Genomic DNA, 24,026 nt, shown 5'->3' on the forward strand with positions numbered 1-24,026 from the left:
GAAAGTTGAGAAAGAAGTCTTAGTATCTGTTATACCAAAACACAAAATGGCTACTCCATTTTGTGTTTTTAAAACCTTTACGGAATTCGGGTTTCAATTCATCCATGTGTCATCACACTTTTGTGAATTAGTAAGCAATACAGATTACGTGTTGCTATAATTGTCCTCCATTTACATCAACGATCGCACCTGTCATATAGCTAGATAGTTGCGAAGCTAGAAATAGAATTACATTGACCTGTTCTTCCATTGAGGCAATTCTACCTAGGGGAATGGAGTCGATCAGTTTTTGTTCTGCTTCAGGTGGCAAAGTCGCTGCTAGCATCGGGGTGTAGGTTTGACTAGGACAAACCACATTGACATTAATTTGAAAAGGCGCTAGCTCGTAAGCAAGCTGTCTCGTAAAGCCAATCACTCCTGCTTTTGAAGCAACATAATGAATACCTGACAATTTACTGCGAAAATGTCCTGCGATTGAGGAAACATTGATAATTTTGCCACTTTGCTGACGCTTCATGATTGGTACTACATGTTTGCAACAGAGAAACTGGCTAGTGAGATTTGTTGCCATAACTTTGTTCCAATCCTCAAGGGAAATATCCTCAATTTTGGCAACTTGGTTAATTGCAGCATTATTAATTAAGATATCAATCTTTCCATAGGTCTGAAAGACTGTGGCGATCGCCTGTTTCACTTGCTCCTCATCGGAAACATCACAGGGGATTGACAATGCTGATTTACCCGATTCAGTCAATGCAGAGGCGATCGCTTCTGCGCCACTACGCGAGATAAACACCGTATGCGATCCGTAGGCAGCGATCGCTTCAGCAACCGCCAGACCGATGCCACTACTTGCCCCAGTAATAATTGCAACTTTCCCCTTGAAGTCATGGGGAAATTCATGGGGTTTAGTCATAAGCTGAATCAACTAATTTATATGTTTCTTGAGCAATGAAGTGCATCGCTATGCGCGGTACTTCATTGCCTATTTAGTTTTTAACAAAAACATGATCTTCCACAAAAATATGATTTACATCAGGTTTACCAATCGCTAAACGGATCGAAGGTTTATCACCAACAACACGAATATTATGGATTACCTTGCGTGGTACAAAAATGATGTCATCCTTAGTGGCACGGTAAGATCCCTTTCCATCCACATCCCACTCTAATTCGCCTTCCATTACTACCCACCACTCATCTTCGTTAGCATGATAGTGAGTGCGATTGCTTTCGCCAGGTTTCTGACAAATCATGACAGCGCTCATCATGTCAGTATAAATGAGGCGCACTGACCAAGATGGTTCGCCCATCTCTTTTTTGATGTCTTCTAAACGATTAAAAATGCGGTTGATGCTGTCATGGGTATTCGCTTTGGCAACACCATCATCTTTCATCACCGTAGCAAGGTCTCGGTCTTGTTTTGCGATCGTGGTCATAGCTGAATTACTCCATTGAAGTTTTGATTAAGTTAGGGTATTAATCATGAAACATACAAAGTCTATCTCCCATAATTAATAATAATAAATACTAAAGGCACGCTAAGCGTGCCTTTAGTATTTATTAAAACGTGAATGTTGTGCGAATTACACCAACTGTTGCGGTTGGATTACCACTAGCACCTTCAGGATTAAACACCCAGAAAATACCGGGAGTAATACTGATATTCTTGCTGACTCGATAGCGGTAGAAAAGCTCTAAATGGTAAGGAGTCGAATCAATGGCTCTACCATTAGATGTGCCAAGAGAAGCAAGTCCACCTACGGAGCTACGTTTAATTGGCTGACCAAATAAAATACTTGCAGCACTTCCTTCACTAAATAAATCATTGAAGGTCAAACCTGCAATCCAACTTGTAAAGGTTGTAGAAGCTGTATTGTTGACTGAATCCGCAAATATCCATGTACCCCAAGTATGGAAAGAGATTTTCGGCGTGATTTTCCAAGCCAAGTTTCCACCAATTGAATTAGCTCTCAAAGAGGTGACTCCAGCAGCACTAATGGACTCAGTGCTCACTAAACCTGTACTTAAAGAGTTACCCTGATGGTAAGTATTCGCATAGGTAATAGAAGCATCCAGATTTTCAGTAGGCTTGAATAAAAGCTGAACTAGAGCAATGGTTGATCCACCAAACAAACCACCCTGTCCACCAGGTGAAGGCGCAGCAGTATTGGACGCACCGTAACCTGCTTGAATCTTAAATTGATCGGTAACCTTCCAATCAAAGGCAAATAGAGAAGATGTACCAGCAATCCGCATTAGGGGATCAAAGCGACCGAACCGAGAAATTGAACCTTGACCATTGCTAGCTACAGGTGAAAGTACGGTGAAGAACTCATCAGGGAAGCTGATTGGGGCAACATAGAGAGTTACTTTATTGTCAAAGACAGGGAATTTATAATCAAGAAGGCTTAGCGCAAAAGAGTTGTCCGTTACAGCTGCACCAGGACCAATTCTGACCGAGTTTGTTCCTAACAGACCAGCAAGACTGGTTGAGCCACTAGCCGCAGCGAGGTTGTTACCAGTTTCCAAGCGGGTTCTGAGCGCATCTTTACCAGTAAAGCTGGTATTGAGGACAAGGCGAGTGCGATTGCCTAATGTGATGTTAGATCTAGCATCGTTTGGACCGCCACTACCTGCGGTTGCCGAGAAGATGACTTCACCAGTGAGTTTTGTAGTGGTGGAAAATTGCTGCGCTTCTAGCTTGGCAGTTTTGGCATCAAGGGCATCAACACGACCACGTAAAGTAGCAAGTTCTGCCGCAAATTCTTCCTGTAGCTTTTGTAGGGTAGCTAAGTCTTCTTTGCTAACTTTGTCAGCTAAGCCAGCCGAGATGATTTCATTAATTTTGTCGAGACAAGCATTCAACCCTGCGGCAAATTCATAGCGGCTAGTAGCTTGTTTGCCACGATAGGTACTGTCTGGGTAGCCTGCAATACATCCATATCGCTCAACTAGAGACTGCAAAGCTGTAAAAGCCCAATCAGTTGGTCTCACATCACTGAGTTGAGATACTGATGTGACATTTTGTGCTTGAGTGGTTAAAGGATCTAGTTGTATAGCCTTATAAGTGTCAGAATTGTTAAGCGTTGTCGGTGTTTCTGCGTGAGCCAGATTCGACGACATAGACAAAGCTGTTACAAAAGACAAACAAGCTACAGTACGAACAGAAGAACTTTTTACCTTAAACATCCTAAAGATTATCCTCTTGATACACCTAGTAATAAGGTTAAACTTCTTAGCCTTGGATGTCAAAGGCATATTTGGCTGATATTTTAAAGCAAATAGATTGATGTGGACAAATCGCTTTGTTTAATTTATTTGCTTAAGCTGGCTAATGTAGTTTTGAGAGTCAATTGATTGAGAGTATTTAGCTCTTGTTGAGGGTGACTAAGCAGACGCGATCGCATTTCATCACACAAACCCTGAACATTAGTAAAATCAGCACCTGCGATACTTTCAAATTTCTCAAAATCAGCATCAGTGAGATCGGCGGCACGCAGATCTACTCCTGCCAAATTTGCCCCATTTAATCGAGCTTTGCGTAAATAAGCACCTGTCAAAACCGCTTTGCGTAAATCCGCTTGAACTAATCGCGCCCCAGCCAAATTTGCCCCCGTCAAATTAGCACCTCCAAGATAAGCACCGATCAAATTGGCATTTTGTAAATCTGCGTCTTTGAGATTAGCCGTATTTAGTGGCGCACCATTCAGACTTGCATTTGGTCCGATCGCCCCTGAAGTTTTATAGGCAAAATTTTCAGGAAAAATAGTTTGACTGTCATACCTTGCCCCTTGCAATTTAGCATCGGTCAAATTTGCCCCACTTAAATCTGCACCACTGAAATCAACTCGATACAGATAAGCGCCTTGGAGATTAGCTCTTTTTAGTATGGCTTTACGAAGATTGGAACTGCGGAGATCAGCTTTATAGAGATTAGCTTCGCTTAAATTTGCCAAACTTAAATTTGCCCTAATTAGGATTGCTTCTTGGAGGTCGGCTTTTTGTAAGTCACATTCACTTAAGTTAATCTGATATAAATCTTCTCTGGTTAGTGCAATCCCAGCTTTGATCGCAGCTACAACTTGTTGGGCGCTTTTGGACATAACTATTAATTTGATTGAAATTATTGCGATGTAATTGCGTTGCAGGCGCTTTTCACCCACAAAAAAAATTACAAAAAGTTACTTTGCAACACTACCAAATTTTGGGTATCGCTTTGTTAGGCTAGGCAACGCGAAGTACTCGCGAAGTAGTATAGTTGTCGCCATTTGTACTAGGACACAAACCCAGAAGACGAGTTGCGGAACGAAGCTCCGCAACTCGTCTTCTGGGTTTTGATTTGTCCTAGTACAAATGGCGAAAGCTATACTACCAATTCACGAAAGTGTGACAACACTTTTGCGAATTAAAAACCAAACCCAGTAAGGGTTTTCAAAACTCAAAATGGCATAGCCATTTTGAGTTTTGGTATAACTACCCTAGAAGGCGATCATAAGATTCTTTATAGTTTTAAGCAAAAATCTGGGTTTGGAGATCGCACTTTACGGTAACTTTCCTTAAGTAAGCAATAACAAATGATTTTCACAAAGCGTTACTTAGCAAGGTTTTGTAAAAATTATTTGGTTTTAGATAAGGAGTTTTCACAGTGCTTGTTCCGCCGATGACAATGATGGACTTTTTCAAAAAAAGTGAAGGAGTTTGGTTTATTCATCGCACCGTACATCATTTCGATAGTGTCGCTGATGAATCTGGAGAGTCGAAAATCCACGTCAATGTAATCACCAAAGATGATTCCAGAGTCCAGACAATCTGTGCATCGCAGGGAGTCGATTTGGAGATCGCCTCCTGTGGTGCAAGTTTTATGTGGCAACCCCATGAAGAGGGAGGAGCAGAGCCAAATCCTGACCATGCCGCAGTTTTAGTGGATGTACCAGATGATCAAACAGGGAGATCGGGCAAATTATTACGAAATCAAGGCTATGTCGAAAAAATACCTGTAGTTAGCCGCTATTGGTTCGGTAACGATGGCATTTTGACTATTGACACAGAATACGATAACAGTCAGGGACAAGAACGCTGCTGGTTTATCACTGATGATTTTCGGGTGCGGGCGAGCACAATACTCATGAATAATGGTGTTTATTTGATGACCTACTGCTCTGAACAGCGCTGCGTGAGTACTACAGATTTAGAAACTATGGTGCAACGTAATAAACTGTTGTAAAGATAGAGTAAAGCGCTATCTTTACAACAGTAATGAGATTTTATGCTCGAGAATAATCTTCAACAATGGCTGGAATTAGCGCGACAAGAAGTCACTAAGGGTAAGCTACCAAGCTATATTCCTTTGTTGGCGAAGGCTGATCCAGAGATGATCGCGATCGCGATTCAACAGGTAAAGGGTGATCGCATCATGGCTGGTGACAGCACCGCAACGTTCCCATTAATGAGCGTGATCAAACCATTTTTGTTACTGTATTTGCTAGAAAACCTCGGTAGAGATGCAGTTTTTCAGATGGTTGACTATCAACCAAGTAACGATCCATTTAATGCAATCCCTGAAGGCAAACCCAAGAATCCAATGATTAATAGTGGTGCGATCGCACTTTCCTCACTATTAAGATCCTGCGATACTTTACAAAACTGGCTCAATCAGCGCTCTGGAGCAAATCTGACCCTCGATTTAGCCATGTTAGATTCTGTGCGATCAGTGGCTCATCGACGGAACTTAGCGATCACCGATCAACTGCAATATTTGGGAATAATTGCTAATCCTAGTCAAGCCCTTGCAGTTTATGAAGAAATTTGTTGTTTGCGCGGCAATGTGCAAGATCTAGCACAAATTGGCACTTTATTAGTTGGTATTGAGCGATCGCCACATATCCCCATAGTTTTAGAAATCATGGCTCAGTGTGGCATGTATGAATCGTCATCAGAGTTTGCCAAAGATATTGGCTTGCCTTCAAAGTCCAGTATCAGCGGTGCATTACTGGCGATCATTACCAATAAAGCGGCGATCGCTTGCTATAGTCCTGCTCTTGACGACTTTGGAAATTCGGTTGCGGGGTTATTTCTAATCCGACAGGTTAAAAATTATATTCAGCCCTAAATTCTGGGGGTGCGTGGACTCGTCGCACAATACCGAAATTATAAATAGCCCTAAATATTCGCTAAAAAATTGAATTTTTCGATAGTTATTTGCGATCATGTATATACAGCTACCTTTATCCGATAAAATTAAAAACGCTAAAAAGTTTTTGGTAGTAAGCAGAGAATAAGTAAATGAGTACCTTTGAGCAAGTTCAAGAAATCGTTGCATCCCAATTAGGCGTTGATAAAGCCGAAGTTAAGCCTGAAGCTAGCTTTGCGAACGACCTTGGCGCTGACTCTCTTGATACCGTCGAACTAGTTATGGCCTTGGAAGAAAAATTCGGCGTTGAAATCCCCGACGAAGACGCGGAAAAAATTGCCACCGTGCAGAACGCCGTTGATTACATTGACAGTAAGCAAGCTGCTTAAGCAATTGTTTTAGATAAAAGCTTTGTTGCTCAGCGACAAAGCTTTTATGTTCTTAAAATTTTTGACATACTGATTCCAAACGAAATGCAAAACCCTCAGCCCCTCTCTCGCGTCGTTGTCACTGGACTAGGTGCAATCACACCGATCGGTAACACGGTCGAAGAATACTGGCAAGGTCTAGTTGATGGCAAAAACGGGATTACCGAAATTACGCGCTTCGATACCACCGATCATGAATGTCGAGTTGGTGGCGAAGTGAAAGATTTTGATCCTCTTGCATATGTCCCAGCCAAAGAAGCGCGACGTATGGATCGCTTTGCTCAATTTGGTGTGAGTGCCAGTATCCAAGCTTTACGCGATGCTAATCTAGAAATAACACCTCTTAATGCTCCCCAAATTGGTGTTTTGTTAGGTACTGGCATTGGTGGCTTGCAAGTACTTGAAGATCAGCATGAAATTATCCGTACCAAGGGACCTAGCCGTTGCAGTCCATTTATGATTCCGATGATGATCGGTAATATGGCAGCAGGTTTGACGGCAATTCATACGGGCGCACAGGGACCGAATTCCTGCACAGTGACTGCTTGTGCGGCAGGTTCTAATGCGATCGGCGATGCATTTCGTTTAGTCCAAAGTGGATTTGCCCAAGCGATGATCTGTGGTGGCACTGAGGCGGCGATTACACCACTCGGCTTTGCAGGTTTTGCCTCAGCAAGAGCTATGTCTCGCCGCAATGATGATCCTGCCCATGCTTCCCGTCCCTTTGATAAAGATCGTGATGGCTTTGTGATGGGTGAAGGTGCAGGAATTTTGATTATCGAAAATCTCGAGCATGCTCTAGCACGTGGAGCCAAAATTTATGCCGAAATCGTGGGCTATGGTTGTACCTGCGATGCCTACCATATGACATCGCCTTCACCCAATGGCGAAGGTGCAGTAAGAGCTATGTCCCTAGCTCTTAAGGATGGTGATATTGAGCCTGAGATGGTGGACTATATCAATGCTCACGGTACAAGTACCTCAGCGAATGATAGTACTGAAACGAAGGCTATCAAGAAAGTTTTGGGCGATCATGCCTATAAGGTTGCCGTTAGTTCCACTAAGTCGATGACGGGTCATTTGCTGGGTGGCTCTGGTGGCATTGAGGCTGTAGCAACAGTTTTGGCAGTGAAAAATGATATTGCACCGCCAACGATGAACCTAGAAAATCCTGATCCAGAATGCGATCTAGATTATGTACCTAACAAGTCTCGTCCGATGACGATCAATGTGGCAACTTCTAATTCCTTTGGATTTGGCGGTCATAACGTTACTTTAGTCTTCAAAAAATATCAAGCTTAATTAGCGAGCGTCAGTCTTGTTAACCCAAAAAGCGAGTGGCGGTGCGAAGCACCGCCACTCGCTTTTTGGGTTTTGATTTGTCTTAGTGCATTGGACTAAAACTACACTAAAAAATCGTCAGTTCTACAAACGCAAAAAACGGTAAGAATCGCTAATCGACTCTTACCGTTTTTCCCCATTTGCGGCGTGCTTCGCACGCTGCAAATGGCTATAGCTATATTTTAAAAAAATCTACCGTGCTTTGCACGGCAGATTTTTTGTTATGCGTCAATAAATAGATCGGAGCCTTCTTGAGTGACGGTAAAACTTTGCACATCAGTAGAAGTTTTGCCCATCGCGATCATTTTCTTGGCAACATTAGGCAAGGGAATCCCGACAAAAGATTCTACCCATTCAGTATTCTTGCCAGTACAAACTTCAAACTTAGAACCGTGGAAAGGGCAAGTAATTACACCATTTTCAAATTTGCCTTTGGCTAGAGGTAGTCCAAAGTGAGGGCATTTATTCGCGATCGCGCAATATTTATCACCAACTTTTGCAACGATGACAGATTGTCCATTGGCGCTAGTTTTCAGAACTTTATCAGAACTGACATCAGTAGCGGAGGCAATTTTGACTTTAGCCATTTGTTTTATTAAGTAATGAATTGAGTAATGTAAGACACAAAAACTATATCACAAGCCTTATTTACCCTTGCATCCAAACCCTCAAGAGAATGGCGGCGCTTTGCGCCACCATTCTCTTGAGGTGTTTTTTAACGCAGTGGTACAAAGTCATAGCCAACACCTGAGCGATCGCCTTTACTCACTTTGACCAAAATCGAGGGATTAGCCCGATCACCTGATGGTTGAAAAGTAATTTTGCCTGCTGCACCTTCAATCTCAAAGGTATTACTAGACAGAGCCTGTTGTAGTCCTTCACGAGTAGCATTTTTGCGAAGTCCGCCAGCGATCGCCAAAGTCGCATCATAGCTAGTGGCACTGCGCCAATTCACATCGCCGCCCCATAGCTTCACTGCCTTACCCGCAAAAGGATTGTTGGCTAAAAATTCAGGATGCCAAGGCACGGTTAGCACCATATCGGCGATCGCTCCTTGTCCTAGCTGCAAGGTTTTGAAAGTATACAAAGTTCCATCACCTAGCAATAACAGACGATTTCTGGCAATAACAGCAATCTCCATCCCCTTCTCAATTTTTTCTACCCCTGGAGATAACAACAGCGTATCGACGCGATCGTTGAGCAGCTCCTCAATGACCTTATCGGCATTAAAGTTAGGATTCGATAAATCACAATTTACACGACTGATTTTTGCGCCATCAGAGAATACTGCGGCGGTAAATTCTTCTTGAAGGGACTGACTAGCCTTAGCGGCGGCATTAAAGCAAATACCAATATTTTTCTTGTTTTGCTGTTTAACGACATATTGAGATAGCGCATTGGCTTGAAACCTCACACTTGGCACTGTCCGAAAAATGTAGCTACCTGCACCTGAAAGCTCTTTAGCCGTGCTAGTCGATGACATCATCACTAGTCCCCCAGCTTGATATGTTGGGACAGTAGCAATCGAGACTTCGCTGGAGTTATGTCCAATCACAGCAAGAATATTTTGATCTTGGACTAATGCTTGGGCAACTTTTGTACCGATGTCGATTTTGTTGTCGTCATTAACGATCGCAATTTTTAAGGGTATGCCATTAATTCCACCCTGACTATTTACGTCAATTTGTGCTTGGGCAACACCACGCAAAATCTCTTTAGCCACATTGAGATTGCCACCAATCGGCACACTCACTGCGATTGACAGAGATTTTTGATCGCCAATTTTGGCATTATTTAGATATATAACTGCTTCAGGATCACTACGCTGTTTACTGAGCGAGGCTTCCCATTTAGAAATTGCGGTGGCGTAATCTTTTTTGGCGATCGCGGTGATCGCTTGCTCCTTGTCAGGATTAATTTCGGAAGTGATCAGTATTTTTTCGCCTTCGCTTTTGCGTGATGCTAAGTCGAAGTTAGCGTTGCTAGCTATGGGATTACTGCTATCAATCGCGATCGGTGTTTTGTTTTTTGCAAAGAATAAAACACCAGCACCTGCTAAACCTCCAAAAATGACTAAAGTCAGCCCTAAAACAAATACTTCTTTCTTGTTGTTTGCCATATTGCTCACAGGACATTAAAAAAGATATTTTCCCTGATTTCTGTACAAATATGTAAGCTCAAAAATGGGGGAGGTGCTAAGCGCCTCTCCCATTTTTGGCTTACAGCAAGGCAAAAGACAACTAGAACAAATCAAACCCCAAACAAATGAAGACGGCGCTTTGCGCTGTCTTCATTTGTTTGAGGTTTGTCAGAAAATGCTAGAAAAAAAGACCAGACTTTTTCTGTTCCAAGATCTTGTTTGTTAATGCCTTGATTGATGTCATCAAATATCAGCATTTTTATCGTTAAAAACAAGTTTGAACTACTTATAAAAAATATGACAATCCTTGAGAACCTTGCTATTAAATGTTTTTGAGGTTTACATCTATACAATTACCTTACATAACGACTTTAAATAAACTGTGCTAACTTAGCTGTGTCAATCCGATCAACATACAAAACATTTTGTTTTCTACGTTGTTATCTGTATTGATTTTTGGATTAATCTCTAAATTTTTTTTTAGCGAGTCTAACGGATGGGTGTTGAGCAATTGTAAATTGATTAAGAAATTCTAATCATTGAATAATCATTGAATTGGGAAAAGAGTTGGTAAAGGTATTTGTGAATGTGTTGAGTACAAACTATGTGTTTGTTTACCTAATCAAACTTATTTATGTCTAGTTAGATGGAGATTTAATTAGAAAGTTCCTAATTTAATATCAAAATTTAGAATCAGAATATTATGAAAAACATTTTGACTCGCTAATTTTTGCAGAGATTATCTAAATACAAATAATTAGTGAAATGTGAGGAAAACGATGACTATTGAAGACGCACTCAATATCGTAGATTCTGTTTTGGGAAATAAGAGCCTTAGCACAATTCAAGAGGCAATTTTTCGTCAAACTTGGGATGGTAAGACCTATTCAGAAATTGCCGAAAAAGCTGGGTATGATGCAGCTTATATTCGCGATGTTGGTTATAAACTATGGCAATTACTATCAGAAGCTTTTGGCGATCGCGTCACTAAAAATAATTTACAAGTGGTTTTGCGCCGTTACAGCAATCGAGCATTAAATACTAATCCTAATATTAGTAACACTTACCAATCTGCAATTAATTCGCAAATGGTTAGCGCAACTACATCACCTGTGAATTTACCGACAGCTACAGAGTCTTTTAGTCAAGAGATTAGTAATGGTGCTTCTAAGCTTTTACAACTTCTAGCAAGGGTTTTGACCGAGCCGATTGGCGATCGCCCGATTAATCACCATTGGCAGCAAATCCATGACTCAAATACCGATTCTTCTTTAAAATTAACGATTACCGTAAATCTCAGCATGGCAGATTAAATCAAAAGCCCGCGCTATGCGCGGGCTTTTGATTTAATCGATAGCTTTACTGGCAATATCCTTGCGGTAATACATCCCGTCGTAAGCGACAAACTCAACGGCGCTATAAACATTTGTGATGGCATTACGAATGTCATCGCCTAAAGCCGTTACTCCAAGCACTCGACCACCATTGGTTACTAGGGCATTGTTCTTGAGCTTTGTTCCTGACTGAAATACAAATGCACCTAAATCTTCAGCTTTACCGATACCCGTAATAAACTGCCCTGTCTCTACTTTATCTGGATAGCCACCTGCTGCCATCACCACACATACAGATGATTGCTTTTTCCATTTGATAGGTGGAAAGTTAGCGAGGTTACCTTCGATACAAGCCATCAACAAATCATCCAGATTTGTATCCAGTAATGGCAAGACGGCTTGGGTCTCAGGATCACCCAACCGACAGTTAAACTCCACAACTTTTGGTTCGCCTTCAGGGGTAATCATTAACCCCGCATAGAGGCAACCACGATAATCAATGCCTCTAGCATTTAAAGCAGCGATCGCAGGTTCTAAAACTTGAGTCTGCACTTTTGCCATCAACTCAGGTGTAGCGATCGGTGCTGGTGCATAGGCTCCCATCCCGCCTGTATTTGGCCCCGTATCACCGTCACCGAGACGTTTGTGATCTTGAGCAGGACTTAGGGGACGAATGGTTTTACCGTCAGTAACCGCAAGGACAGATACTTCCTGCCCTGTCATAAATTCTTCGATGACGACGGTTTCGCCTGCGGAGCCGAACTGTCCTGCAAAAATGCGATCAATCGCTTCAGTGGCTTCTTCGATAGTCATCGCCACGGTAACACCCTTACCGCTAGCTAGACCATCCGCCTTGATCACAATTGGTGCGCCTTGCTGTTGTATGTATGCTTGAGCAGCTTCGAGACTCTGGAAAGTAGCACTGGCAGCAGTAGGAATATTCGCTTCTTGCATGAGCGTCTTTGCCCAAGACTTGCTGGATTCAATCTTTGCCCCCTCTTGAGTTGGACCAAAAATCAATGCTTCGGCTGCTTGAAAATAATCAACAATGCCAAGTGCTAGTGGCAGTTCGGGACCAACTATTGTAAAACCAACACCTTGCACTTGGGCAAACCGTAAAATTCCCTCAAAATCATCAATGCTAAGGGAAACGTTCTGGCAATTGGGCATGGTTGCCGTACCGCCATTTCCGGGGATGCAAAAGACGCGATCAATATTGGGAGATTGCAGAAGTTTCCAAGCTAAGGCGTGTTCTCTACCGCCACTGCCAACTACGAGGACTTTCAAATTACACCTTTAATACTCACACTAGTTTTGCTTTCTGATTTACAGCACCTTACGATTTGATTAAATTCCAATAAAAGTTTTAGCAGCTTTACTAAGGGTTCTGCGATTTAATCAAGAACCCAATTTTTTTGTGGCGCGGCTTCGCCGCACCACAAAAAAATCGGTTCTTGATTTTACTAGATGTTCTTAAGCAAGGCTTTTAAAACATTATTTAGCATTTAGTCAATGGCAAATTGCGATGCAGAAAGCTCTAATTGATCAGATTGTGGGAAATTATGTACTGATTGACCAGTATTTATATGTCCCAAAACTCTAATTTATCAGGAAGCTATTATACCTTGAGGAGTAGAACCTAGGGAAATTTCGTCACCAAAGCTGACTTTTTTGGTAAATTGAAAGGCTCCTGCGATCGAACCCCACACCCGCTCATCGGTGACTATGTCATATCCACGATCAAGGCTGCTATAGGTATTTTCAGTCACTTCAAACTCAATCGAGAGGTAAGTATCAACACCCTTGCGATTAATACAGCACTTTTTCCCAGGTTCAACAGCGCCTTTAAAAGTATGCTGATCGGCGCGATACACCCATTGTGTACAGCCTTCTAATCGGGCGATCGCATTAACATCCAGCACCTTTAGTCGATCGCGATCGCGACTAGCACCAAAGAATTTTTCGGCTTCTGTGAGGCGATAGTTGATCATTTCAATGCGATCGTTTTGAAAGATCAGGTGTAATACGGCTGTGCGATAGGGGTGATGTAGCTCATAGTCGTAAGCCTGTTCGAGAAATAGCCATACGCCATCCTCAGTAATCGGATTGGGCAAGGGACGGATACCAACGCGGATATGGGCAAAAAATGGGGGGTTATCGATCGCCTGTTCCCAATTACTATGATCGCCTGCTAGCCATTGAGCAAGGATATAGACATCGTTGGGATGGGTAAGTACTGTCATAGATTAATAAATAAAGATAATTAAGTGAATTAAATATTAAGCAAAATAGATATGAATAGAGCTTGGTGTTTTGCAATCTAAATAAGGAACCAAATTTTTGATGGCGCGGTGAAGCCGCACCATCAAAAATCGGTTCCTTATTTTACGGCGAAGCCTTTAGTGCTTACATAAAATCCCAATTTTTTGTTAGGTTGCAAAACCTGATATCAGCGATCGCCTGTGATAAGAGTCACTACAGTTAAAGCTTAGAGCCAGCACAATCACAATAACTGATCCTGCTAATGATCCTAAAAGTGAGCCTTTAACACAAGTTAACTCTGGCATCTTAATGTTGAGAGCGGCGAAGCCGCTCTCAACAAATGGGTCTTAACTCTGGCATCTTTTTTAAATGTTGTGAGACGGCTTCGCCGCCTCACAACATTATTGATTGGCTCTTTATAGCGATCGCAATTATATATGACCTACTCTGTGGGAATCCCTAAGTCTATGAAAACACAACAATTCTCAGACAAGGATAATTTAAGACTTGAGCAATCCGCTCCCTCTGGCGAGACAGCAAAGCCCAAACTCACGCCCGAATTGCTTAAACAATTACATAGCCTCGATCAACATCCGCACCGTTTGCCGATTTTCATTACGTTGTACATCGTGTCAGCATTGGCAGCTTATGAGTTAGTACAAGCGATCGCGACACCTTGGGCATATCTGATCTGTTTGCCCTTGTATCTCTTGGCAGCAGCTTCTTTGCATGGCATTAGCCTGTTTACCCATGAGGGAGTGCATGGCGTGCTCAGCCGCAATTTGCAATGGAATCGATGGCTGAGTATTCTTTGTGCTTTACCCGTTGGGCAAAATTTCTCCGCTTATAAGGTCTTACATCTCAAGCATCATCAACATTTAGGTGTAGAAGGAGATCCCGATCATTACAAAAACTATACAAAATGGAACTGGTTAACCTTTTTGATGCATTGGGGAAGATTGATCATTGGTTATCCTGTCTACATTATCGCGATTCCGATTCTCGGATTTTGGCAGGGAAATAAGTCCGATCGCCTATGGATTGCGATCGAAGTGGGCTTATTGGGATTACTAGTTACAGCAGTCATACTGTCACCTCTACCACCAGCATTGCTAATACATGGTTGGCTAATTCCGATGCTGTGGATTAACACGATGGTGAATATTCGCGGGATGAGTCAGCACACCCTGCTCGAGCATGAAGCTGATTTAGTTCGCGGAACCCGCACAATTTTGACAGTTCCCTTAGTGCGATTCTTTATGTGTAATGAGAACTATCATCTAGAACATCATCTCTATCCAGCCGTACCTTGGTATCACTTGCCACGCCTGCATCAAGAATTGAAGTCAGATCTGATCCAACAGGGTGCACCTTATATCCCTTCTTATTTTTCTTTTGTCCAAGACTTCATCGTGGCAAGCTTACAGCGTCGGCAGGTTGGCTCCGTTGTGATTAATTGATGTTACGTAGAACGCAGATGGTGAATCTCTTGTTAGTAGAGAAGCAGGGCAACCACGGGGGGATTGCCCCTACCCCAAAATTCAAAGATTTCCGTAGGGGCTGTGCCCCCGTGCCAGCCCCCAACCTATGCTATTGCAGGAATTCCTTCCATGTAACGTCAGTGATTAATTAAGTAGAGAGAGAAAAAGATGCAAACTTTAATCAGAAAACCGATCGCCAATCCTAGAATTCGGCAATATCCTAAATTAGCTATATCAGAGTTGAGCAAATTACCATCTTTGCAGTTAGCAGTTTCACATGTAGCGGAAGTCTATGACTTTAATTACCATCCCTATATCCTTTGGATGGAAGATCCTCTGACCGATCGCGAGGCTTTTCGGCAAAGTCAAGTTCCTTTTCGATTTGCGGTAGAGTCATTCTCTCAGCCATTAGCAGCAGTATTAGCCAGAACCGCAACCCTAGAATCTCGATTGCCTCTGCTTGCAAATATCACTGAAGAACATGGACATGGCGATCGCTGGCGATCGCATAAATATACATTTCAGCAATACCTTCACGCCTTGGGCGCAACCGAGCGCGAACTAGATGCTACCTGCACCATGCCAGTATTAGCCTTTAATCAATCGATTTTGACCTATTGCTTAATGCATTCGGGTGAATCAGGCGCGGCAATGCTCGGCATGATCGAGTATCTCTATGTCGGGATTAGTGCGGCGATCGCTAGGACTTTACACCAACGTGGTTGGACGGCTGTTGGCAGTCAGTCTCACTATGCAGTACATGAGAAGCTAGATACCGAACATGCCAGAGACTTATTGCACTTAGCAGAAATGGGTTGGATTAATCCCTGTTCTCGTGAGCAAGTTGTCCAAGGATTAGCGCTGGGCGCTCACTATTTTTGGAGTTTGTATCGTGATTTGTGACTTTAATTCTAGCCCCGTCTCAGAAATTGCGTTCTCTCAAGTGCGCGAAGATCCTCGCATTGAGTTAAGAGTCATCCAAGAACTAGCCAAGCATCAGCGACCGCTGAGAATCCTTTTGGTGGCTTCAGGTGGTTGTACTGCCCTCAGTTTACTGACTAGCCCTGCGATCGCCAAAATCGAAGCCATAGATCTCAATCCCGCGCAACTCCAACTTGTGGAATTGCGACGACAAGCCCTATTGCATTTGTCTCTAGCTGAACAATTACGATTGATTGGTGTCGATCAAGCTGCCAGCGATCGCGATCGCCTTAGCATCTATGCCAACTTACGCGCCTATTTACCGCAACGCACCCAAGCATTTTGGGATGCCAGACAGGAGCAAATCGCCTTTGGAGTCAATCGAGTCGGACGATTTGAGCAGCTATTTCGCGAACTTGCTGCAAAATTTGCTCAGATTGGGATTGCTCCTTTAAAAGAACCTTTAACTGCGATTCAGCATCCGCAATGGCGCAATCTATTTGAGCAGGTATTTGAACGGGAGAGACTTGTCCAAACTTTTGGTGAAACAGCGGTTAACTATTCGATGGATCGCAGTTTTGGTGAACATTTTGCCGAGGTATTTGCCCAAGCCTTACAGCGTTTCAATCCCAATGAGAATTATTTTTTAACTCAAGTCTGGGGCGATCGCTACACCGATGATCTTGCAGGCGAAGGATTGCCTCTGTATCTCCAAGACGCTGCTCAGAAAGATATTCGGGAACTAGGAACAGAAAGATTGCAACTGCATCAGGGGGCATTTGTTGATCGCCTTCAGCAGCTTGCCGAAGTAGAAAGATTCGATTTGATTCAGTTTTCTAATATCTCCGACTGGATGCCTTTGAGCGATCTCCATCAAATGCTAACGGATGCGATCGCTTGCTTGAAATCAGGAGGAGCAATTATCGGGAGGCGACTCAATGGCGATCATCATTTAGCTGCAATTATAGCGGAGCATATAGCTGTTGATCACAATCTTAGTCAGGAATTATTGGCAAGCGATCGCTCATTTTTCTATCGTGAAGTCGTAGTAGGTTTTCGGTCATGAAGTTTCATCGGATTGAATTTGCCGAGCGTTCTATATTCCAAGGCGGCATTGAGGCGATCGAGCAGACTGCCTTCTATCCCTTGGGCAATGACTCATTCCAAATCGATCATGGCAATAACTACTTTGCCTTTTTTGATCGCCTTGGCGATGTCAATTACTTTGTGGCTCTAGATGGTGAAAGAGTTACCGCAGTTGGCGCAGGTATCCTTCGGCAAGTTCCCGATCGCCAAGGAGAATCGTCGCGTTTAGCTTGGTATTTATGCGATTTAAAAGTACATCCAGACTATCAAAGACAACATCTTTCGATTAGGCTTTTGCATTATGCTTTACAGTCCTGTATGAGTAAATGTGATCGCGGCTATACGGTTTCAATGAACACCAGCGATGGCAAGCCCAATCGGTTGGTGCGTATTTATGAGAAGTTTAACTTTTTGCGATTCCGATGCTCATCGATATTAGGCATCTACAGCGTAGATGCAGAAGTAATGCGATCGCTTGCACCCATACTTATGCAATATCGCGGCAAGATTTCCTATCTATCGCTACAAGGAATTAAGGATTTAAAGCTCCAAAGTAATGGAAAAATGCTGCCCTTGCTGCATGTACAGTGGGGCGCAAACCTGCAAGCAGAGATTGAGACTCCGCTAGCTGGATATAGTCATATGTTTTGTGTACCTAGTGGTGATGAATTAGCGATCGCGCTTCAGTCAAAAGGCATTTTCCCCAATGCGACGGCTAGTTTGGTCAGTCACGGTATGGATCAAAGTGATTGGCGCTTTATCTTAACTAGCGATATTTGAACCAAAAAGATGTAATGCACGCGCAGCGTACATTACATCTTTTTAGGGTTACAAAAACAGGCGATCGCCTATTTTTGTCTATAGATTTTGTACAGACGAAACTACACGTATAATTTCTTGGATATTAATCGGTTTACTAACATAATCATTCATACCTGCATCAAAACAAGCTTGGCGATCTTCAGGCATTACATTGGCGGTCATGGCGACAATCCATACCTGACTCCTCAACTCTGTGCGAATGATCCTTGTGGCAGTCAATCCATCCATTTCTGGCATTTGCATATCCATGAAGATCAAATCATAAGTTTGATCTTGAATGGTTTGGATCGCTTCTAAACCATTGTTAACTTTATGCACCTGATATCCAAGGCGTTCGAGTAGCAAGCAAGACACCATTTGATTAACTTGATTATCTTCAACTAGCAGAATCCGTAAAGGGATTTTTTCTGCCATTTTGTTGTAGATCGCAGGTTTATTGATTGTAGATATTTGATTTGGCTTGATCTCAATAGTAGTGGCGACAACGATCGCAAAGTGAAATGTTGAACCTTGAGTATTTAGCAACGGTTGCCAATCTAAGGGTGGCTTACCACCAACTTGACCAAAACTCTCCACCCAGATTGTGCCATTCATTAATTCGACTAGACATTTGCAGATCGCTAGTCCTAATCCAGTGCCGCCATACTTTCGACTAGTGGAAGCATCAGCTTGGGTAAAGGGTTGAAATAATCGGTCTAGGTGATTGCCTTTAATACCAATACCAGTATCAGCGATCGCAAATTGTAATTGATATTTTCCTATTGCTTCCGAGTTGTGTTTGCTAGAGTCTGGAGGGTTTATGGTTGGCATCCCTGTAACGGTAATGGAAACTTGTCCCTGTTGCGTAAATTTCACGGCATTACCCACAAGGTTTAACAAAATTTGGCGCAGACGGGTGCGATCACTAATTATAATTTTCGGTACATCTGGGGCGATCGCATATTGAAACTGAATTTGCTTGGCGATCGCTTGTTTTTCTAGTAAATTACAAACTCCACTCACAATCTCTTCCAAAACAAAAGATTTTGCTTCTATTTCTAACATTCCTGCTTCGATTTTCGAGAAGTCCAAAATGTCATTAATGATGACCAAAAGCGCGTCACCACTTTCTTTAATCGTTTTGACAAAATCTACTTGTTCTTCATCAAGAGGCGTAGTTTCTAGAAGTTGTGCCATTCCTAACACCCCATTCATAGGAGTACGAATTTCATGACTCATATTAGCAAGAAATTCACTTTTAGCTTTTGTGGCGGCTTCGGCAGCTTCCTTTGCCTCAACTAAAGCTATTTCAGCTTGTTTGCGATCGCTAATATCGCTGAGTACTCCAATCACACAGTCCTGACCATCTAAATGAACGACTCTTGCAGACAGCAAAACAATCTTGGCTTCACGCGATCTCGTGCGAAAGATTACTTCAAAATCATGAATACTTCCTGATTGAGATAGAGTTTGTCTGAATTGGTGTAAATTTGCCAAGTCATCCCAAAATTGTGCCTCAACACAGGTTTTTCCAATCACTTCAGAGCGGGAATATCCTAAAAAACTACAAAAACTGTCGTTGGCATCTAGGCAACGTCCTTCTGCTAAGGTTGCGATCCAAGCCGATTGAGGACTATCTCTAAATATTGTTAAGAACTTTATTTCTGACTGACGCAGGGCAATTTCGGCTTGTTTGCGATCGCTGATATCACGAGCAACCCACAAGACAGATTCCTGATCTAGCGGTGATACGATTGTGGAAAACCATAGGTTTTTATTTTGTAATTCCAAACAGTACTCTAGTTCGATGCTTTTTTGACTATTGAGGACATTTTGAATAATTTCTAAAAAACGATCGGCTATAGCTTTTGGGAAATGCTCGTGGATAGTCCGATGAAGCTTAGTGATGTGATTGTTTTCAATATTGACTTGGGTTGGAGCAACCTTGAGGTATCTACCTTCACGACTTAGGACAAATATATAGTCCTTCATACCAGCAAATAGATGACGAAGTTGGGTTTCGCTTTCTTGTAGAGCAATTTCGGCTTGTTTGCGATCGCTAATATCCGTAACCGTACCAATCAGTTTAATCACCTGTCCCTGTTCATTGTAAACAGCCTCACCTCGGCTAACGACATAACAAATCGAGTGATCGGGACGAAAATTACCGTATTCCACAGTATAGGGTGTGCCATGTGCGATCGCCTCATCTACTGCTATCCGAAGTTTGGATTGGTCTTCTGGAAGAATGCGATCAAAAATATTGGGATATTTGGGTAATTTCTGCATGGGGTCAACTCCCATAATCCGAAACAGTTCGACCGACCAAGTGCTCGTTCCAGTTACCACATCAAGTTCCCAACTACCCATCCGCGCAATACGCTGGGCTTCTGTCAGTGCAGCCGTTTTTTCAGTAACTTGTCGTTCTAAGTCATATGCATAATTTAATCGCATTTGATCGGCATCACGAAGAGCGAGCAGCATCTGGTGCAAAGCTTCTTTCAATATCTGCACTTCAGAAATGCGTGTATCTGGGAGCGATTGATCAAGATGGTTATCAGCGAAAGATTTGGTGGCTTGAGTGAGGTAAGACAGCGATCTCGTAATCCATCGAGATGTCCAAATCCCAATTCCAATCGAACTTACTAGAGCAAATCCACATAACAGCAATGTGTGATAAATGCTTTCTTGCATTGCAGCAGTAAAGTCCGATTGGGGAATTACTACCACAGTTAGCCAATCCAGCCCAGAATCATCACGAATAGTAGAAATATTGACTGTTTGTCGCTCACCTTTGATATCAAAGTCTAGATAGGTATCCTTAATTTGGGCAATATTGCCAAAGTTGGCGATGAGATACTGCATTGTCATTCTGATCAAAGGATTTTTGCTGTTGATAGCTAAAACTCTCTGACTCAGTTTGTCACTAGGATAATCATACAAAAGTGGTTCGCCTTTTGAAGAAGCAACAAGCAATCCTGAGCGCTCAATGATAAATACTTCTCCGTTCTTGCTAATTTTCATCGTCTTCAGAAAATCATTAATCGCATTCAGTGTCAGATCGCTCGATAGCACACCCTGAAGTTGATTTGCATCATTATAAATAGGATGACTAGCAGAAATCCCCAATCCTTGAGAAGATGGCACATAAATAAAAGTAGAAGTCCATATTGGTTTACCAGCCTGGATTGCTTCTTGATAGAAAGAACGTTGACGAGCGTCATAATTTTGCTTTGCGACCAATAATTTTGTGTGATTACCTAGCGGAGCAATTCCATAAACCAACAGCGTACCAATATTAAAGTTCTCAGTAAATGCAACAGTATGACCGCGATCATCTTTACCTATAGATACTAACCCTCCTTGTGGATTGCTAAAATATATTCGGTTTACGTTAAATTCTTTGATTTGCGCTAAAAAATGACGCTCTAATGTTTTAGGATTGGTGATATCTAATTTACCCAAACGAAAATCATTGGCATTCAGTCGATTAATTAGCTGAGGCGTTTTTAGATAATTATTGAGATAAATTACAACGTGCTCCCCAACTTCTTGGGTTAACTGATTGTTCGATTTTTGGATTGAAGCCTCGCCACTACGATATGATAAATAGCCCACTGCACCAGCCACACTTACAGTTTGCACCACAAACGGTAAGACTATCATCCATTGCAGAGAGATATTAAAGAAAGGCGATCGCTTACGAGAACTATCCATTAGGAGCATTTTTTAGAATTATAGCCTGAGTTCGTGACAAGGAAAACGCTATAAAACTTGACTTGCAGAATCAGGATTTAGCCAATTTGCTAAGCATCTTTATTATTTGCAATAAGGCTGATTACTACAAATCTTCGCAATTATAGAGACTTATTTTCCACTAGGGACTTGACGAGACTAGCTGAATAATTTGTTGGAGGTTAATTGGCTTGCTAATGTGATCATCCATACCTACGTCTAGACATTCTTGGCGATCTTTGGGACTAGCATCTGCGGTCATCGCCACAATCCGAGCTTGAAAGTTTAACTCTTCACGAATAATTTTTGTAGCAGTTAACCCATCCATCTCAGGCATTTGTAAATCCATCAGGATCAGATCGTAAGTTTGATCTTGCACAGCTTGTACAGCTTCTAAACCATTGTTCACGGCGGTTACTTGATATCCAATCTGATCACCATATAGCCCTATAACTGTATCAGACACCTCAAACTTTAGTTCATAATTAGGGCTTACTGAAAAAGCAAGAAAAGCATACAAGCAAAGGTTTCTAAGGAGAACGAAAACAGATAAAATGCAAGAAAAAGCAAGAAAAGCTAGAAAAACCCTTGCACCAATAAAATTGCATGTACCGACAATCCCCCACAGGACAGCTATCATTCGAGAACTTCTACTTACCATTTGGCGGCAAACTATCAGGAGAAAATCGATGGGTAAGATTAGCAGAACTAGTGCCGTGGGAAGAATTTGAGAATGAATATGCAGAACAATTTAGCGAAGGACAAGGAGCACCAGCAAAACCATTTCGGATAGCACTTGGGGCGCTGATCATCAAAGAGAAGCTAGGAACAAGTGACGAAGAGACAGTAGAACAAATTCGTGAGAATCCATATTTACAATACTTCCTAGGCTTATCAGAGTACAGCGACAACGCCCCATTTGAAGCAAGCATGATGGTACATTTCCGCAAGCGATTGAATCTAGAGATCGTGGGCAGAATCAACGAACGGATTGTGAAGCCTCCTAAAGAGTCGGGACAAAAAGAGAAGGAAGCAAAGCAGTACAAGAAAGAAGAAAGAGAAGAGATAGAAGAGAAGTTAGAAGAGCAGAATATAGAAAAGGAACAGAAAGAACCAGAACCAGCAAACCAAGGAAAATTGCTGCTAGATGCAACAGTCGCGCCATCCGACATCCGTTATCCCACTGACATCAAACTGTTGAACGAAGCAAGAGAACAAACGGAAATAGTGATTGATGCTCTTTACCAACAAGTGAAAGAACAATTAGCGAAGAAACCACGCACCTATCGCCGTGAAGCAAGGACAGCGTATCTCCAAATTGCCAAACAACGCCAACCCAATCGTAAAAGGATTCGCAAAGCATTGCGCCAACAGTTGGGATATGTGCGTCGCAATCTTGCCCATATTGACACTCTAATTGCCGCAGGGGCAAAGCTATCGGAATTGAAGAGGAGTCTCTATCGGAACTTGCTAGTCGTCAGTGAAGTATATCGGCAACAACAATGGATGTACGAGCAAGGTGGTCATCGCATAGATGACCGCATCGTCAGTATTACGCAACCTCATGTACGTCCGATTGTCAGAGGTAAGGCAGGAACACCTGTGGAGTTTGGCGCTAAACTCTCAGTTAGTTGTGTCGATGGTCATGCCTTTCTCGACCATCTCAGTTGGGATAACTTCAATGAATCGGGGGATTTGCAGCAACAAGTAGCATTGTTTAAATCTCGCTTTGGACATTATCCTGAAGCGGTTTACGTTGACCAGATTTACCGCACTCGCAGCAATCGCGCCTATTGTCGAAATCTCGGTATTCGGATTACGGCTCCGCCTTTGGGCAGACCTGTACCCGATGAGTTGGCGGCTATTCGCAAGCAGACTCTCGAAGATGCTAAGGTTCGCAATCAAATTGAAGGTAAGTTTGGACTGGCTAAACGACGGTTCAGTCTAAATCGCGTCATGTCCAAGTTGGCAAATACATCGGAAACGGCGATCGCTATCACTTTCTTGGTGATGAATTTGGAAGCGCTGCTCAAGCAGCTTGCTTTTTTCGGTTTGTCTTGGTTTATCTTTTGCTGGCAACTCTTTGTTCTTCCTTCTTGGAAACCCCTTTTTAACTTTAATTCTTTTTCTTGGCAATTTCCTTGTAGACACTCAAAGTATTATCCCCTTCCTCTTTGCCCACTACTTTTCCCTTAGTCTCTTTTTCAGCAAGCCCTAATTAAGTGATTCAGACTTGCCAAACTCATAGTTGTTAAGCGGAGATAGATAGCGCCCCTTGCCTAAGACAGAAACCTGTCCATATTGTGTAAATTGAAACTTGCCATCAGCATCTTTGATCGGAGCGACTGTGTTGACACCTAAAGT

Annotated in this window: 20 protein-coding genes; 10 read left to right on the forward strand and 10 right to left on the reverse strand. The window is 42.5% G+C overall.

Features of this window, described 5'->3' with window-relative positions; translation table 11 throughout:
- Window positions 1–154: 154 nt before the first annotated feature.
- The 4 genes from ABM313_RS13115 to ABM313_RS13130 all read right to left on the reverse strand — a co-directional run bounded on the left by ABM313_RS13115 (window position 155) and on the right by ABM313_RS13130 (window position 4,106).
- Window positions 155–916, reverse strand: a complete 762-nt coding sequence (locus ABM313_RS13115) for an SDR family NAD(P)-dependent oxidoreductase (protein WP_434683650.1) — start codon at window positions 914–916, stop codon at window positions 155–157.
- Window positions 917–989: 73 nt separating this feature from the next.
- Entirely contained in the window at window positions 990–1,439 is a 450-nt protein-coding gene (locus tag ABM313_RS13120) for a cupin domain-containing protein (RefSeq protein WP_434683651.1), read from the reverse strand.
- Between the two features lie 124 nt (window positions 1,440–1,563).
- Complete coding sequence (locus ABM313_RS13125; protein WP_434683652.1) at window positions 1,564–3,192, reverse strand: iron uptake porin; 1,629 nt, start codon at window positions 3,190–3,192, stop codon at window positions 1,564–1,566.
- 125 nt (window positions 3,193–3,317) lie between these two features.
- On the reverse strand, window positions 3,318–4,106 hold the full coding sequence (locus ABM313_RS13130; protein ID WP_434683653.1) for a pentapeptide repeat-containing protein: 789 nt from the start codon (window positions 4,104–4,106) through the stop codon (window positions 3,318–3,320).
- Between the two features lie 563 nt (window positions 4,107–4,669).
- On the opposite strand from ABM313_RS13130, the gene ABM313_RS13135 reads away from it, so the two are divergent.
- The 4 genes from ABM313_RS13135 (at window position 4,670) to fabF (ending at window position 7,863) form a co-directional block, all read left to right on the forward strand.
- A complete protein-coding gene (locus ABM313_RS13135; protein ID WP_434683654.1) occupies window positions 4,670–5,227 on the forward strand; it encodes a phycobiliprotein lyase in 558 nt (185 codons plus the stop codon).
- A 42-nt stretch (window positions 5,228–5,269) separates the two neighbouring features.
- Window positions 5,270–6,112: a glutaminase gene (locus ABM313_RS13140; protein WP_434683655.1), complete on the forward strand. Its 843-nt coding sequence runs from the start codon at window positions 5,270–5,272 to the stop codon at window positions 6,110–6,112.
- 173 nt (window positions 6,113–6,285) lie between these two features.
- Window positions 6,286–6,522 (forward strand): acyl carrier protein, encoded by a 237-nt coding sequence (gene acpP / locus ABM313_RS13145; RefSeq protein WP_094536188.1) that lies wholly within the window; start codon window positions 6,286–6,288, stop codon window positions 6,520–6,522.
- Window positions 6,523–6,606: 84 nt separating this feature from the next.
- Window positions 6,607–7,863: a beta-ketoacyl-ACP synthase II gene (gene fabF, locus ABM313_RS13150; RefSeq protein ID WP_434683656.1), complete on the forward strand. Its 1,257-nt coding sequence runs from the start codon at window positions 6,607–6,609 to the stop codon at window positions 7,861–7,863.
- A 260-nt stretch (window positions 7,864–8,123) separates the two neighbouring features.
- Here fabF and ABM313_RS13155 read toward each other — a convergent pair whose 3' ends face one another.
- Window positions 8,124–8,489, reverse strand: a complete 366-nt coding sequence (locus tag ABM313_RS13155; RefSeq protein WP_434683657.1) for a Rieske (2Fe-2S) protein — start codon at window positions 8,487–8,489, stop codon at window positions 8,124–8,126.
- Between the two features lie 128 nt (window positions 8,490–8,617).
- Window positions 8,618–10,021: an ABC transporter substrate-binding protein gene (locus ABM313_RS13160; protein ID WP_434683658.1), complete on the reverse strand. Its 1,404-nt coding sequence runs from the start codon at window positions 10,019–10,021 to the stop codon at window positions 8,618–8,620.
- 800 nt (window positions 10,022–10,821) lie between these two features.
- Between ABM313_RS13160 and ABM313_RS13165 the strand changes: the two genes are divergently transcribed.
- Window positions 10,822–11,355 carry a hypothetical protein gene (locus ABM313_RS13165; RefSeq protein WP_434683659.1) on the forward strand — a complete coding sequence of 178 codons (534 nt, stop codon included), beginning with the start codon at window positions 10,822–10,824 and terminating at the stop codon, window positions 11,353–11,355.
- A 33-nt stretch (window positions 11,356–11,388) separates the two neighbouring features.
- Here the strand turns inward: ABM313_RS13165 and purD are convergent, their stop codons facing one another.
- A complete protein-coding gene (gene purD, locus ABM313_RS13170; protein WP_434683660.1) occupies window positions 11,389–12,663 on the reverse strand; it encodes a phosphoribosylamine--glycine ligase in 1,275 nt (424 codons plus the stop codon).
- A 320-nt stretch (window positions 12,664–12,983) separates the two neighbouring features.
- Window positions 12,984–13,619 (reverse strand): chromophore lyase CpcT/CpeT, encoded by a 636-nt coding sequence (locus ABM313_RS13175; RefSeq protein WP_434683661.1) that lies wholly within the window; start codon window positions 13,617–13,619, stop codon window positions 12,984–12,986.
- A 486-nt stretch (window positions 13,620–14,105) separates the two neighbouring features.
- Here ABM313_RS13175 and ABM313_RS13180 point away from each other — a divergent pair, with 486 nt between their 5' ends.
- From ABM313_RS13180 to ABM313_RS13195, 4 genes are all read left to right on the forward strand, one after another.
- Window positions 14,106–15,098 (forward strand): fatty acid desaturase family protein, encoded by a 993-nt coding sequence (locus ABM313_RS13180; RefSeq protein ID WP_434683662.1) that lies wholly within the window; start codon window positions 14,106–14,108, stop codon window positions 15,096–15,098.
- A 189-nt stretch (window positions 15,099–15,287) separates the two neighbouring features.
- Entirely contained in the window at window positions 15,288–16,022 is a 735-nt protein-coding gene (locus tag ABM313_RS13185; protein WP_434683663.1) for an iron-containing redox enzyme family protein, read from the forward strand.
- Window positions 16,012–17,106: a DUF3419 family protein gene (locus ABM313_RS13190; protein ID WP_434683664.1), complete on the forward strand. Its 1,095-nt coding sequence runs from the start codon at window positions 16,012–16,014 to the stop codon at window positions 17,104–17,106. Before ABM313_RS13185 ends, ABM313_RS13190 begins: the two co-directional genes overlap by 11 nt.
- Complete coding sequence (locus tag ABM313_RS13195) at window positions 17,103–17,906, forward strand: GNAT family N-acetyltransferase (protein ID WP_434683665.1); 804 nt, start codon at window positions 17,103–17,105, stop codon at window positions 17,904–17,906. Before ABM313_RS13190 ends, ABM313_RS13195 begins: the two co-directional genes overlap by 4 nt.
- A gap of 78 nt (window positions 17,907–17,984) precedes the next feature.
- Here the strand turns inward: ABM313_RS13195 and ABM313_RS13200 are convergent, their stop codons facing one another.
- Together ABM313_RS13200 and ABM313_RS13205 are read right to left on the reverse strand one after the other, a co-directional pair.
- Window positions 17,985–21,644, reverse strand: a complete 3,660-nt coding sequence (locus ABM313_RS13200) for a response regulator (protein ID WP_434683666.1) — start codon at window positions 21,642–21,644, stop codon at window positions 17,985–17,987.
- Between the two features lie 160 nt (window positions 21,645–21,804).
- The gene (locus ABM313_RS13205) at window positions 21,805–22,128 is read right to left on the reverse strand and encodes a response regulator (RefSeq protein ID WP_434683667.1); all 324 of its coding nucleotides are present in this window, start codon (window positions 22,126–22,128) and stop codon (window positions 21,805–21,807) included.
- 140 nt (window positions 22,129–22,268) lie between these two features.
- Here ABM313_RS13205 and ABM313_RS13210 point away from each other — a divergent pair, with 140 nt between their 5' ends.
- Window positions 22,269–23,858, forward strand: coding sequence for an IS5 family transposase (locus tag ABM313_RS13210; RefSeq protein ID WP_434683668.1), 1,590 nt, complete (start codon window positions 22,269–22,271; stop codon window positions 23,856–23,858).
- The last annotated feature ends 168 nt before the right edge of the window (window positions 23,859–24,026 follow it).

Origin of the sequence: Pseudanabaena minima str. Chao 2107 (genome assembly GCF_051131155.1) — a bacterium.
GTDB lineage: Bacteria > Cyanobacteriota > Cyanobacteriia > Pseudanabaenales > Pseudanabaenaceae > Pseudanabaena > Pseudanabaena minima.

Coding starts and splice junctions, on each gene's coding strand:
- ABM313_RS13160 (WP_434683658.1), bottom strand. CDS start 10,021: ATGGCAAACAACAAGAAAGAAGTATTTGTTTTAGGGCTGACTTTAGTC.
- ABM313_RS13195 (WP_434683665.1), top strand. CDS start 17,103: ATGAAGTTTCATCGGATTGAATTTGCCGAGCGTTCTATATTCCAAGGC.
- ABM313_RS13185 (WP_434683663.1), top strand. CDS start 15,288: ATGCAAACTTTAATCAGAAAACCGATCGCCAATCCTAGAATTCGGCAA.
- ABM313_RS13175 (WP_434683661.1), bottom strand. CDS start 13,619: ATGACAGTACTTACCCATCCCAACGATGTCTATATCCTTGCTCAATGG.
- ABM313_RS13135 (WP_434683654.1), top strand. CDS start 4,670: ATGATGGACTTTTTCAAAAAAAGTGAAGGAGTTTGGTTTATTCATCGC.
- ABM313_RS13125 (WP_434683652.1), bottom strand. CDS start 3,192: ATGTTTAAGGTAAAAAGTTCTTCTGTTCGTACTGTAGCTTGTTTGTCT.
- ABM313_RS13165 (WP_434683659.1), top strand. CDS start 10,822: ATGACTATTGAAGACGCACTCAATATCGTAGATTCTGTTTTGGGAAAT.
- ABM313_RS13210 (WP_434683668.1), top strand. CDS start 22,269: ATGTACCGACAATCCCCCACAGGACAGCTATCATTCGAGAACTTCTAC.
- ABM313_RS13155 (WP_434683657.1), bottom strand. CDS start 8,489: ATGGCTAAAGTCAAAATTGCCTCCGCTACTGATGTCAGTTCTGATAAA.
- ABM313_RS13115 (WP_434683650.1), bottom strand. CDS start 916: ATGACTAAACCCCATGAATTTCCCCATGACTTCAAGGGGAAAGTTGCA.
- ABM313_RS13120 (WP_434683651.1), bottom strand. CDS start 1,439: ATGACCACGATCGCAAAACAAGACCGAGACCTTGCTACGGTGATGAAA.
- fabF (WP_434683656.1), top strand. CDS start 6,607: ATGCAAAACCCTCAGCCCCTCTCTCGCGTCGTTGTCACTGGACTAGGT.
- ABM313_RS13140 (WP_434683655.1), top strand. CDS start 5,270: ATGCTCGAGAATAATCTTCAACAATGGCTGGAATTAGCGCGACAAGAA.
- ABM313_RS13180 (WP_434683662.1), top strand. CDS start 14,106: ATGAAAACACAACAATTCTCAGACAAGGATAATTTAAGACTTGAGCAA.
- acpP (WP_094536188.1), top strand. CDS start 6,286: ATGAGTACCTTTGAGCAAGTTCAAGAAATCGTTGCATCCCAATTAGGC.
- ABM313_RS13130 (WP_434683653.1), bottom strand. CDS start 4,106: ATGTCCAAAAGCGCCCAACAAGTTGTAGCTGCGATCAAAGCTGGGATT.
- ABM313_RS13200 (WP_434683666.1), bottom strand. CDS start 21,644: ATGGATAGTTCTCGTAAGCGATCGCCTTTCTTTAATATCTCTCTGCAA.